The sequence below is a fragment of the Actinomycetota bacterium genome, from assembly GCA_005888325.1.
Classification (GTDB): domain Bacteria; phylum Actinomycetota; class Acidimicrobiia; order Acidimicrobiales; family AC-14; genus AC-14.
On record VAWU01000025.1, the window covers coordinates 1 to 10,059 of the forward strand.

At 70.1% G+C, this 10,059-nt stretch carries 11 protein-coding genes; 1 reads left to right on the forward strand and 10 read right to left on the reverse strand.

Annotation, left to right across the window (positions count from 1 at the left end; all coding sequences use genetic code 11):
• The 5 genes from lepB to pafA all read right to left on the reverse strand — a co-directional run.
• Positions 1 to 323: signal peptidase I (gene lepB / locus E6G06_08880; GenBank protein TML91565.1), on the reverse strand; the 323-nt coding region annotated here is incomplete at its 3' end.
• A 21-nt stretch (positions 324 to 344) separates the two neighbouring features.
• Positions 345 to 1,268, reverse strand: coding sequence for a WYL domain-containing protein (locus E6G06_08885; GenBank protein ID TML91566.1), 924 nt, complete (start codon positions 1,266 to 1,268; stop codon positions 345 to 347).
• The gene (locus E6G06_08890; GenBank protein TML91567.1) at positions 1,265 to 2,761 is read right to left on the reverse strand and encodes a WYL domain-containing protein; all 1,497 of its coding nucleotides are present in this window, start codon (positions 2,759 to 2,761) and stop codon (positions 1,265 to 1,267) included. The genes E6G06_08885 and E6G06_08890 overlap by 4 nt, the downstream gene beginning before the upstream one ends.
• 141 nt (positions 2,762 to 2,902) lie before the next feature.
• Positions 2,903 to 3,910: a DUF3866 family protein gene (locus E6G06_08895; protein TML91568.1), complete on the reverse strand. Its 1,008-nt coding sequence runs from the start codon at positions 3,908 to 3,910 to the stop codon at positions 2,903 to 2,905.
• 6 nt (positions 3,911 to 3,916) lie between these two features.
• Complete coding sequence (pafA, locus tag E6G06_08900; protein TML91569.1) at positions 3,917 to 5,275, reverse strand: Pup--protein ligase; 1,359 nt, start codon at positions 5,273 to 5,275, stop codon at positions 3,917 to 3,919.
• A 46-nt stretch (positions 5,276 to 5,321) separates the two neighbouring features.
• Here pafA and E6G06_08905 point away from each other — a divergent pair, with 46 nt between their 5' ends.
• Positions 5,322 to 5,645: a hypothetical protein gene (locus E6G06_08905; protein ID TML91570.1), complete on the forward strand. Its 324-nt coding sequence runs from the start codon at positions 5,322 to 5,324 to the stop codon at positions 5,643 to 5,645.
• On the opposite strand, the gene prcA is transcribed toward E6G06_08905, so the two are convergent.
• The 5 genes from prcA to arc all read right to left on the reverse strand — a co-directional run.
• Positions 5,642 to 6,382: a proteasome subunit alpha gene (prcA, locus tag E6G06_08910; protein ID TML91571.1), complete on the reverse strand. Its 741-nt coding sequence runs from the start codon at positions 6,380 to 6,382 to the stop codon at positions 5,642 to 5,644. The genes E6G06_08905 and prcA overlap by 4 nt on opposite strands.
• 37 nt (positions 6,383 to 6,419) lie before the next feature.
• Entirely contained in the window at positions 6,420 to 7,217 is a 798-nt protein-coding gene (gene prcB, locus E6G06_08915) for a proteasome subunit beta (protein ID TML91572.1), read from the reverse strand.
• Positions 7,218 to 7,304: 87 nt separating this feature from the next.
• Entirely contained in the window at positions 7,305 to 7,499 is a 195-nt protein-coding gene (locus E6G06_08920; protein ID TML91573.1) for a ubiquitin-like protein Pup, read from the reverse strand.
• Positions 7,500 to 7,517: 18 nt separating this feature from the next.
• Positions 7,518 to 9,008: a proteasome accessory factor PafA2 gene (locus E6G06_08925; protein ID TML91574.1), complete on the reverse strand. Its 1,491-nt coding sequence runs from the start codon at positions 9,006 to 9,008 to the stop codon at positions 7,518 to 7,520.
• A gap of 51 nt (positions 9,009 to 9,059) precedes the next feature.
• A partial coding sequence (gene arc / locus E6G06_08930; protein ID TML91706.1) for a proteasome ATPase occupies positions 9,060 to 10,059 on the reverse strand: 1,000 nt, incomplete at its 5' end.

The following is a 10,059-nucleotide window of genomic DNA, read 5'->3' on the forward strand; positions in this document are numbered from 1 at the left end:
TCGGTCTCACCCGGCGGGCGCTCGAACACCACGATGTCGCCCCGGTTGATGTCGTGGAACTTGTAGCTCAGCTTGTTGACCAGCACCTTGTCGTCGATCTTGAGCGTCGGCTCCATCGACGACGACGGGATGTAGAACGCCTGCAGCACGAACGTGCGGATGACGATTGCCACCAGCACCGCGCCGGCGACGATGACGACCCACTCGACGACCGATCGCAGCGTCGAACGGGACTTGTCCCACTCGTCGTCTGGTGGGCGCGGGGTGACGTCGTCGAGGGTCCGGCCGGTCGTGTCCACGAGAAGGTTCCGAGGGTACCGCACCCCTCGACGGTTCCTGCCGCGTCAGCGGTAGCGGGAAAGCAGGCGCCCGGCAGCCTCGGACGCCGCCTCGACCGGCCCGTCGACGACGCGGGCATCGGTCCCGAGCCGCAGCAACAAGCGCTCGAGCCACGCCCGCTCGCTCGCCACCAGCCGTACCCGCCAGCCACCGCCCGGCCGCCCCTCGACACCCTCGACCGGGTACTGCTCGATCACCCACCGCGCCCCCGGCTCGAGGTCGAGCTCGACGCGCGGGTCGTCGGGCTGCGGCTCGTAGACCGTGAGGTCGGGCGTGACGGTCGGCGCCGCGAACGTCGCGTCGAGCGGTGTGGCGCGGCGCACGCGGTCGAGACGGAACAGCCGCTCGTCGTCGACGGTGTGGCAGAACGCCGCCACGTACCACTGGCCCGACGCGGCGAAGACGGAGTAGGGGTCGATGACGCGCGTCGCCGCCGAGTCGCGCCCGAACGAGTAGTACTCCATCTCCACCTGGCGGCGCTCCGAGACGGCGCGACGCATCGTGTCGATGACCTCGGTCGGCACGGGGTTCATCTCGATCTCCAGCGCCTCGTCGGGATCGACGCCCACGGCGCGCGCCAGCTTCGCCAGTCCGCGCGCGAGCGGGCCGGACGGGTCGCTGCCGGGAACCGCGAGCAGCGTGTGCGCCTTGGCCAGCAGCGCCAGGCCCTCGTCCGGCGTGAGCCGGAGCGGCCGCGAGAAGTACTCGGCGTAGCGGATCCAGACGCGGCCGTCGGCGATGTCGGTCTCGATGAGAACGTCAGGGGTGTAGGGGTAGAGGCCGCAGAGGAAGAGCAGGTCGAGGTCTTCGACCAGCTCGTCCTCGGTGCATCCGAACCGCGCGCACACCTCCTCCACGCTCGGTCCGTCGTGCGCGGCCACCCAGGGCACGAGCGCGAGCAGCCGTCGCAGCCGGTCGTCGGCGCTCACGCGCGGCACAGCGCCTCCAGCCAGTCGACGAGCTCGGCGCGCAGCTCCGGCGGGCCGACGACCTCGGCGTGGTCGAGGAAGCCGAGCACGAACGACCGGAACGCGCTGCGGTTGGTGACGTGCACCGCGAGCACGACCGAGCCGTCGGGCCGCCGTTCCTCGACACCCTCCGGGCCCACCTGGCCCACCGCCCAACCCGCCTGGTCCGCGTCGACGAGAAGGTGCGCGGTGACGGGCTCGTCGCCGCCGAGCAGCCATGGCGGGGGCTGGCGGCCGGTCACGGCCGGCCGTTCGAACGCGCCCGGCTCACCGACCGGTACCACGCCGCCGGTGATGCGATCGAGACGGAACGACCGCTCCTCGCCCCGTGTGTGGTCGAGGCCGGCCAGGTACCAGTGACCGTTGCGGAACGACAGGCGGAACGGGTCGACCTCACGGGTCGCGTCGCGGTAGGCGAAGCTCACCGCCTGCCGGGCGGAGATGGCGCCGAACAGCGCGACCAGGTGCGCGGCACCCGGCAGCGCGGCGAGCTCGGCGACCGGTCCGCCCTCGGCCACCGCGCCGCCGAGCTTCCAGAGCGCCTCGACGCCGCCCGCACCCTCGAGCCGCACGGCGGACGCGGCGAGATGCAACGCCGCGAGCTCGTCCGGCTCGAGCTCGGGGTCGGGCAGGTAGTACTCGTCGCGCGGGACGCGGTAGCCGACGACGTTGGGGTTGTCGGGGTCGGGGAGCCCCGTCGAGATGGGTACCCCCATGTCGCGGAGCGTCTCCTTGTCGCGCTCGAAGGCCCGCCGAAACGTGTTGCGGTCGTCGGCGTAGCCGGGCACGCGTTCGTGGACCTCGTCCGCCGTGAGCAACCGATCGGTGTCGAGCAGCGCGGCGGTGAGGTTGATCAGTCGTTCCAGCCGGGACACCGGCGGCAGCCTACCGGCGCGGTCCGCGCACCCGTTCGTGAGGCGGGCCGCGGTTTCGGTTGTGCGGCCGGCCGCAGTGGGTCCGGTAACCTCTTCTCGGTGAACACGAGGCGCGAGTTGCTCCTGCTGCTGCGCAAGCGTCCCGGCATCACGGTCGCCGAGCTCGCGCAGGAGCTGCAGCTCACCGGCATGGGTGTGCGTCGCCATCTCGACGCGCTCGCGTCCGACGACCTGGTCGAGGCGGTGACGTCGGCCCGCCGCGGTCTCGGACGCCCCGCATCCGGCTGGCGGCTCACTGCCACCGGGCTCGAGCTGTTCCCCCGTCGCTACGACACGTTCGCCCTCGACGTCCTCGAGGACCTCGCCGAGCACGCCGGCCCCGATGCCGTCGATGCGGTGTTCCACCGACGGGGCGACAAGCTGGTCGTCGAGTACGAGGAAGCCCTCGCCGGTTGCTCCGGGCTCCAGGAGCGGGTCGCGGGGCTGGCCCAGATCCGCGACGACGCGGGGTACCTCGCGGAGAGCAGCTCCGACGGCAACGGTGAGCTCGTGCTCACCGAGAACAACTGCGCGGTGCACAGAGTCGCCGAGAGCTACCCCGCGGTGTGCGCCATGGAGCTCGATCTGTTTCGCCGCGTGATGGGACCCGACGTCGAGGTCACCCGCGTCGCGCACACCATGGCGGGCGACGCGGTGTGCTCCTATCGCATCCGCAAACGCTCAGCCGAGTAGCTGCCCGGCGGCGACGCCGCCCGCGCCCGCGTAGCGGAAGAAGCCGGGGTCTGCGTCCGGCCCGCGTCCCATGGTCGTCACCGTGAGGCCGTGCGACGACAGCAACGCGCTCATCTCGGGCACCTCGACATGGACGACCTCGTGGTCGCCGACGTCGGGCGTCGGCTCGCCCACCGGCACCGCGACCAACGCGCGGCCGTGCGCGCAGTCCAAAGCCTCGACGGTGTGGTGGCTCACGCCACGATGACGGGCGCGCCCGTCCGCGTCCGAGTAGCGCACCACGGCCACGGGTCTTCCTCCGAGCGCGCGGACGGCGTCGATCGCGGTCGCGGCTTCGATCGCGCTCGTGCCGGTTGCGGTCCCGGTCCCGACCACTCCCGGCCCCATGGCGACGACGACCGCGTCGGCACCGGTCATCGCGTCCGCGACCTGGAGCGCGGAGTGAAGGTTGACGGCCTCGTGGTCACCGCCGAACGCGTGGCCGCACGTGACCGTGGCGTCGAGCAACGACGCGGCGCGCAGGTCGGCAACCAGGTCGGAGAGCGCGAGCGGCAACGCGCCGCCGTCCGTCATGACGTAGGTGAGCCGTCGCCCCGGCGCCGTGCGCTTGAACGTGGCGGCGACGCAGGCGACCTGGCTGTGCAACCCACACACCACCACCGGCGTCCCGGCCAGGCCCGACGCGGGGTCGAAGGGCCCGAGCTCCTCGGCCGCGCCGGTGTCGACCTGCAGGCTCGTGTAACGCAACTTCATGATGTGGCCCGGCCCGGCGTGCGCCCACGACTCGCGCGCCAGGTTCCAGTGCACGACGTGCGAGCCGCCGGTGCCGAGGCCCAACTCCACCGCGGTCGTGTTCATCACGACGCGGTCCCCTACCGCCACCGGCCCGACGAGCTGCGTCAGCACGTAGGCCTTCTCGCCGTCGACCTCCACCCGCTGCAGGCCCGTGCGCTCCGACACGATGGCGGTGACGACGCCGGTGCGGAAGCTGGGCACGGCGGGCTACAGGCTCGCGATGAGCTTCTCCACGCGCTCGTCGCGTGACTTGAAGGGGTCCTTGCAGAGCACCGTGCGCTGCGCCTGGTCGTTCAGCTTGAGGTGGACCCAGTCGACCGTGTAGTCGCGCTTCCGCTCCTTGGCCCGGCGGATGAACTCGCCGCGCAACCGGGCACGCGTCGTCTCGGGCGGGTTGAGCACCGCGCTCTCGACGGCCTCGTCGGTGCACACGCGGTCGACGAGGTTGCGCGCCTGCATGCGGTAGTAGAGGCCCCGGTCGCGATTGACGTCGTGGTACTGGAGGTCCATGAGGGCCACCTTGGGGTGCGTGAGCTGCAGGCCGTGGCGGGCGCGGTAGCCCTCGATGAGACGGTGCTTGATGACCCAGTCGCATTCCCGGTCGAGGCTCAGCGGATCGGTCTCGAGCCCGCTGAGGCAGTGCTCCCACATCTTCAGTGCCTGCTCCTCGAGTGGACCGAGACCCCGCGTCTCGCTGTAGCGCAGGGCCCGGTTGAGGTACTCGGACTGGATGTCGATCGCGCTGGCTTCGCGCCCGTTCGCCAGGCGGACCCGCCGCCGGCACGTCATGTCGTGGCTGATCTCGCGAATGGCGCGGATGGGGTTCTCGAGCGTCATGTCGCGCAGCACCACGCCGGGATCCTCGAGCATGCGGAGCAGGATGCTGGTGGCGCCGACCTTCAGGAAGGTGGCGTACTCGCTCATGTTGGAATCGCCGACGATGACGTGGAGCCGGCGAAAGCGCTCGGCGTCGGCGTGCGGCTCGTCGCGCGTGTTGATGATGGGCCGGCTGCGAGTGGTGGCGCTCGAGACTCCCTCCCAGATGTGCTCGGCCCGCTGGCTGATGCAGTACATGGCACCGCGCGCGGTCTGCAGCACCTTGCCGGCGCCCGCAAAGACCTGACGGCTGACGAAGAACGGAATGAGGACTTCGGCGTAGTGACCGAAGTCGTCGCGCCGGCTCGTGAGGTAGTTCTCGTGGCACCCGTAGGAGTTGCCGGCCGAATCGGTGTTGTTCTTGAACAGGTAGACGACGCCCCGGATGCCCTCTTCGCGAAGTCGTTGCTCCGCGCTCGCCAACAGGCTCTCGAGGATGCGCTCCCCCGCCTTGTCGTGGCACACGAGGTCGTAGATCGAGTCGCACTCGGGTGTGGCGTACTCGGGATGGCTGCCGACGTCGAGGTACAGGCGGGCGCCGTTCTCGAGGAAGACGTTGCTCGACCGACCCCAGCTCACGACCCGGCGGAAGAGGTAGCGGGCCACCTCGTCGGGGCTGAGCCGGCGCTGCCCGCGCAACGTGCACGTCACGCCGTACTCGTTCTCCAAGCCGAAGATCCGGCGCTCCATGCTCCGCTCTCTCCCCGCTGTCCCGGCCCACGGTACCGTTCAGCCGATGCAACGGACCCGAATGGTGCGCCTGGCCACCGTGCGGAGCACCTTCCACGCCCGGGTCATCGCCGCCCGGCTGGGCGCCGAGGGCATCATGGTGCAGCTCCGGGGCAACGTCGACGGCGTCTACCCGATGGGCGACACCCACGTGTACGTCGAGGCCGACGCCCTGGACACGGCTCGAGAGGTCCTGCTGGTCGACGAGGTCGAGTCGGCGTTCGACGAGCCCGTCGACGAGGCCGCCGTCCCCTCGCTCACCTGGCCCCGCTGGGTGGTGCTGGCGGCGATCGTCGCAGTCGCGGCGCTGACCCTCTCGCGCGCGATCTAGCCCCCGCCGGGGCCGGCATCCGCGGCCGGCTCGGGCAGCAGCGCGGCCAGCTCGTCGTCGGCGATGCGCCGGAACGCGCGGCGGCCGTCGCTGCGGGCGAGCACCGCGACCTCGAGGTCCTTGGGCGCGAGGGTGCGCTCGGGCCCCGCCAGCGCGCCGACGGCGAGGTGGAGGGCAGCCTGCAGGCTCATCCCCGGCTGGAAGCCCTCCTTCACCCGGTCGTCGATGACGTCGGCCTCGCCGCCGAGCACCGTGAAGCCCTCTTCGTCGACCACCGTGCCGTCGTACTGGATGTGGTACAGCTGGTCCTCGCTGTGCGGCTGGTCGGAGTCGTCGCCGTGCTCGTCGGGAATGCCCACCTCCGCCACGAGGATCTCCACCTCCAGCGGCTTCATCTCGTGGGTGAAGATCTGGTTGAGGGTCTGCGCGTAGGCGTTGGCGAGCGAGCGTGCATCGACGTCCTCACGCGAGAACGAGTAGCCCTTCAGGTCGGCGTGGCGCACGCCTGCGGTGCGCAGCGTGTCGAACTCGCTGTACCTGCCGACACCCGCGAACGCGATGCGGTCGTAGATCTCACTCACCTTGTGCAGCGTGCGCGAGGGGTTCTCCGCGCAAATCAGGATGCCTTCGTCGAACACGACGGCGATCAGGCTGCGACCGCGGGCGATGCCCTTCCGGGCGTAGTCCGCCCGGTCCTTCATGACCTGCTCCGGCGCCACGTAGAACGGCATGCTCATGCGATCACCACGCGCGCCCGCGAGCGGCTTCGCCGCTTCATCGCAGCCGGCCCTGTGCGGACTTGTGCTCGATGAGGGCGGCGAAGCGTTCCGACACCTCGGCCTCCGGCACGGCCTCGTAGCCCCGGTCGGTGATGGTGGCGAGCGTCGGGTAGATGCCTCGCACCGCGTCGGGCCCCCCGGTGGCCGAGTCCTCGTCCGCCGCCTCGTAGAGCGCCTGGATGGCGAGCTCGAGCGCGGCGGCCCGCTCCATCCCGTCGGTCCAGCCCAACTTCACGGTGGTCCGCGCGTCGCGGCCGCCCGAGCCGTCGGCGTGGAAGTCGCTCTCCTCGTAGCGGCCGCCGGTGACGTCGTAGGTGAAGATGCGACCCTGGCGGCGGCGCAGGTCGTACCCCGCGAAGAGGGGCACGACGACCAGGCCCTGCATGGCGCTCGGCAGGTTCTGGCGCACCATCTGGGCCAGCTGGTTCGCCTTGCCCTCGAGGCTCAGCGCCATGCCCTCGACCTTCTCGTAGTGCTCGAGCTGGAGCTGGAAGAGGCGAACCATGTCGAGCGCGAAGCCCGCCGCGCCTGCGATCGCCACCCCCGAGTGCCGGTCGGCCGGGTACACCTTCTCCATCGCCCGATGGGCGATCGAGGACCCCGCGGTGGCCCGGCGGTCACCGGCCATGACCACGCCCTCGGTGTAGCGCAGGGCGACGATGGTGGTGCCGTGGGTGATCTGGAGCGCGGGGTCGGCATGCTCGACCGCAACCGGCTCGAGCCGCAACCTGCGGAGCAGCTCGCCGAAGTCGGGGCCGGGGTCGGCGCCGGGGGGGAAGAGGGGGAGGCTCATGTGGAGACGGAGGCTACCGCCTCCCCGCGGTGATCAGGACCGTGCCGACGGACCCGCTCCCCGGGTCCCGCGCGGGAGCTCGGGGCGCTACTGCCCGCCCTTCTGGACGTACGAGCGCACGAACTCCTCGGCGTTGTCCTCGAGGACCTCGTCGATCTCGTCGAGGAGGTCGTCGAGCTCGGCCTTCAGCTTCTCACCCTGCTTCGACGCGGCCGGCGCCTCCTCGACGTCCTCCTGCTTACGGGCCGGTGCCGGCTTCTTCTTCTGCTCTCGCTCTGGCATGACGAATGAACTGCCTCCCTATGAGCCCAGGCGCTCCAACAGCTCTGCGGGGCTCGCGCATCCTTCCAACAACGTATCGACGTGCGCCGCGGTTCCTTTGAGCGGCTCCATCATGGGTACCCGACGCAGGGGGTCGGTGCCAAGGTCAAATACCATCGAATCCCAGTTGGCTGCGGCGATCGACGACGCCCAGCGCTGCAGGCACTTGCCGCGGAAGTACGCGCGCGTGCCCTTCGGGGGCTCCGTGATCGCCTCGACGACGGATTCCTCGCTCAACAGCTTCTCGGTGTCGAGCCGCGCGAACAGCGACCGCTCGGGCCGGATGTCGTGGTACTGCAGGTCCATGGCCGCCAGCTTGTGGTCGTCCCAGCGCAGGCCCCGGCGTTCGCGGTAGGCATCGACCAAGGTGTACTTGGCGACCCAGTCGATCTGGCCCGCGAGCTGCATGGGATCGACCTCGAGGCCCGTCAGGGTGGTCTCCCAACGGCGGAGGACGTCGCGCCCCACGTCGTCGTCGACCGCCTCGAGCCCGCGGTCCTCCGCGTACTTGCGCGCCAGGTCGAGCAGCTCCCACTGCATCTCGAGCGCGGTGAGGCGGCGACCGTCGGCGAGCTCGAGCGGCTGGCCGAGGGTCAGGTCGTAGGAGACCTGCCGGATCGCCTGCACCGGCGTGACCAGCGTGAGGTCGAGCTCACCGAAGAAGTCGTCCTCGATCATGGCGAGCACGATCGCGGTGACGCCCACCTTGAGGTAGGTCGCCACCTCGCACAGGTTGGCGTCGCCCACGATCACGTGGAGTCGCCGGTACTTCTGGGCGTCGGCGTGGGGCTCGTCGCGGGTGTTCACGATCGGCCGCTTCAGCGTGGTCTCCAGGCCGACCTCCTCCTCGAAGAAGTCGGCTCGCTGGGTCAGCTGGAACGGAACGTCGGCGCTGCTCACCGACGACACCTCGGACCCCACCTTGCCCGCGCCGGTGTAGATCTGGCGGCTCACGAAGTGCGGCATCACGTGGTGCACGATGCGGCTGAACGGCACCGCCCGGTCCATCAGGTAGTTCTCGTGCGTGCCGTAGGAGTTGCCCTTGCGGTCGGAGTTGTTCTTCAGGATCACGACGTCCTGGCCCGCGGGCAGCACCGCGGCCGCCGCCTCCACCGACCGGGCCAGGATGCGCTCGCCCGCCTTGTCGTAGCGAACGCACTCGAGCGCGTCGGCGCACTCGGGCGAGGAGTACTCGGGATGGGCGTGGTCGACGTAGTAGCGGGCGCCGTTGGTGAGGACCGCGTTGACCAGGTGCGTCTCGACCTCGGGCGCCATCGACCCCTCGCGCGCGAAACCCCGCGCGTCGCGCCCAGGCGACTCGTCCTCGAAGTCCCAGCCCACCTTGCGCTGGGCGCGGGCGACATAGGCGTTGATCAGCACCGATGATGCGGTGACGGGGTTGGACTCGCCGGCACCGCGCAGGATGATGCCGTACTCGGTTTCGATTCCGCAGACCTTGCGAATCGCCATCGGTGTGACGCTACCCCGCTCGGGGCCCCTGTCCAGCCGCCAGAGGTGCCGTCAGAGGTACTGCCCCGTCCCGACGCGCTCGATGGCCCGACCGCCGGTGGGACCGGCCTCGCCCTCGTCGGACAGGAGCGTGCGGATGTACACGATGCGCTCGCCCTTCCGGCCCGAGATCTTCGCCCAGTCGTCGGGGTTGGTGGTGTTGGGCAGGTCCTCGTGCTCCTTGTACTCCTGCTTGATCGAGGCGATGAGGTCGGAGGTGCGGATGCCGCGTCCTTCGCCCGCGATCGTGCGCTTGATGGCCAGCTTCTTGGCCCGGCGCACGATGTTCTCGATCATCGCGCCCGACGCGAAGTCCTTGTAGTACAGGATCTCCTTGTCGCCGTTCTGGTAGGTGACCTCGAGGAAGCGGTTCTCGTCGTCGTCGCGGTACATCTCCTCGACCGTGCGCTCGATCATCAGACGCACGCACTTCTCGCGGTCGCTGCCGCCCAGCGCGGTGACCTCGTCTTCGGCCAGGGGGAGGTCGGACGACAGGTAGCGGCTGAAGATCTGCGCCGCCGCGTCTCGGGTCGGTCGCTCGATCTTGATCTTCACGTCGAGCCGTCCCGGCCGCAGGATGGCGGGGTCGATGAGGTCCTCACGGTTCGACGCGCCGATCACGATGACGTTCTTCAACGTCTCGACCCCGTCGATCTCGGCCAGGAGCTGCGGCACGACCGTCGACTCCATGTCGGACGAGATGCCCGTGCCACGCGTGCGGAACAGCGAGTCCATCTCGTCGAAGAAGACGATGACCGGCATCCCCTCCTCGGACTTCTCGCGCGCCCGCTGGAAGACGAGCCGGATCTGGCGCTCGGTCTCGCCGACGTACTTGTTGAGCAGCTCGGGGCCCTTGATGTTGAGGAAGTAGCTCTTGGCGTTGGTGTCACCGGTGACCTCGGCGACCTTCTTGGCCAGCGAGTTGGCGACCGCCTTCGCGATGAGCGTCTTGCCGCAACCGGGCGGCCCGTAGAGCAGGATCCCCTTCGGCGCGGGGAGCTTGTGCTCGACG

Bases quoted from the DNA above. Each gene is read 5' to 3' on its own strand.
- E6G06_08925 (TML91574.1), bottom strand. From the start codon at position 9,008: ATGGCGATTCGCAAGGTCTGCGGAATCGAAACCGAGTACGGCATCATC.
- pafA (TML91569.1), bottom strand. From the start codon at position 5,275: ATGGAGCGCCGGATCTTCGGCTTGGAGAACGAGTACGGCGTGACGTGC.
- E6G06_08920 (TML91573.1), bottom strand. From the start codon at position 7,499: ATGCCAGAGCGAGAGCAGAAGAAGAAGCCGGCACCGGCCCGTAAGCAG.
- prcB (TML91572.1), bottom strand. From the start codon at position 7,217: ATGAGCCTCCCCCTCTTCCCCCCCGGCGCCGACCCCGGCCCCGACTTC.
- E6G06_08905 (TML91570.1), top strand. From the start codon at position 5,322: ATGCAACGGACCCGAATGGTGCGCCTGGCCACCGTGCGGAGCACCTTC.
- prcA (TML91571.1), bottom strand. From the start codon at position 6,382: ATGAGCATGCCGTTCTACGTGGCGCCGGAGCAGGTCATGAAGGACCGG.